This window comes from Geobacillus sp. G4 (genome assembly GCF_040327975.1).
Taxonomy (GTDB): domain Bacteria; phylum Bacillota; class Bacilli; order Bacillales; family Anoxybacillaceae; genus Geobacillus; species Geobacillus thermoleovorans.
This window is the reverse complement of record NZ_JBEPJY010000048.1, coordinates 1-1,491: the sequence shown is the minus strand read 5'-3', so window position 1 is coordinate 1,491 and position 1,491 is coordinate 1. Positions and strand designations below refer to the sequence as shown.

Below are 1,491 nucleotides of genomic sequence, written 5' to 3'. Positions count from 1 at the left end.
GTAATCCCCATCTCGGCGCACGCATACTGCAGCACCTCGGACCGATAAATTTTCCCGTTGTCCGAGTAAATGCGTTTCGGCTTCCCGCAACGAAGCACCGCTTCCTTCGTGACGATCCGCAGCCCGTCAAACTTCTCCGAAGGGAAAAATTGGGCATATGGCACTAACCGCGAGCAGTCATCGATATACGCGATCAAAAACGTTTTCTGGGCTTTCCCATGGACGCGAATCGTGGGTCCATGGGATAAGTCCCCTTGCCATAGCTCATTGATCTGGTCATACGCAAAACGCTTTCGCTCCGGCATCGGCAAGATTTCTTTTCCCACCAGGTTGTGTTTTTTCAACAATCGGTATATAGTAAAGTATGAGAGGGTGGTGGGAATGTCCCCCTGCTTGGTGAGTTGTTCGTAGAATAGGGTCACGGGCATGGTGGGATGTTCCTTCCTCAATGCTAGAATATGATCCTCATCATCGGGGGACAGACGTCTGGAGCGGCCGCGGTCCGAACGGCGCTTCGGCTTCAAGGCGTCGAAGCCCCCTTTTTTGTATCGGGCGCACCAATCCAGAATCGTCTTCGCCGCAATGGGTTTGTCCCCTTGATGGGGAATCGAGTGCACTCGCCCGCCCACCTCATTCAAATACGCTTTGGGCTCCACCTGGCCATTCACCAACGGAGCGATCAGCCCGTACCGAAACAGCGCGATGTCGTGTCTCATCGATTCATCCATCCGGATCTCCTCCCTGTCTCCCTGTGATGTTGGACCGTTCCAGTCCCTCTGCCTCCTATCTTACGAAACGGCTCGAGATTCGTCGAGAGGAAGGGTTTGTGGGAACATCAACCATCTCCATTTTTGGTGTTAAGTAGAAAATCAGGAAGAAATTTGATCCGCAAACAGATGCCACCTCTCGTTTGTCCACAGGTCTTGGATGATCGAGCCCACCCCCCGTCCCTCCAAGGTCTGCATCCACCAAACCGCCCGTTCTGTTCTTGCGTTCCCTACAGGGCCGATGATCCCCCACCTTCTCGCCGCCGCGTGATGCAAGCGGGAGAGATTCCGTAAAAATCGTCGGACATAAAATAAGATGACCTCCTTGGTGGGAAAACCAACCTGTTTGGTCTTCGCTCCTCGCCTTGGCGTTTCGAGCCACGTTTTGACCGCTTGCCAAATAACCGATCGTGTATATTGAACATACGGGAGGAGAAAAGAAGGCAGCACACTCACGGTTTTACGGCATTCTTGACAGCGATATCGTGCGATCCAAAGGTGATACTCCCCCTCTGCCGTCAACGCATAGCGTTGGTAGTATCCGTGACGATGCAAGGGGCGGCGGGATGGACAGTGGGGGCATTGGTTCACGTCGGGAAAATCGTTCCCTTTCCCACGATCCGTATACGTTTGAATGTCAATGCCAAAGTCGTGAAACTGGATCACACTTCCTCCCCCTCATTGAAACGAATGGAAATCTTTGTCCGAAACAATTCACAAAAAA

The 1,491-nt window shown here is 52.6% G+C and carries 2 protein-coding genes; both read right to left on the bottom strand.

From position 1 onward, the window contains the following. On the bottom strand, window positions 1-728 hold a 728-nt coding region (locus ABS784_RS16800; RefSeq protein WP_352513350.1), incomplete at its 3' end, for a helix-turn-helix domain-containing protein. A gap of 141 nt (window positions 729-869) precedes the next feature. Continuing rightward, window positions 870-1,433, bottom strand: coding sequence for a DUF6431 domain-containing protein (locus tag ABS784_RS16795; RefSeq protein WP_352513348.1), 564 nt, complete (start codon window positions 1,431-1,433; stop codon window positions 870-872). Window positions 1,434-1,491 lie beyond the last annotated feature (58 nt).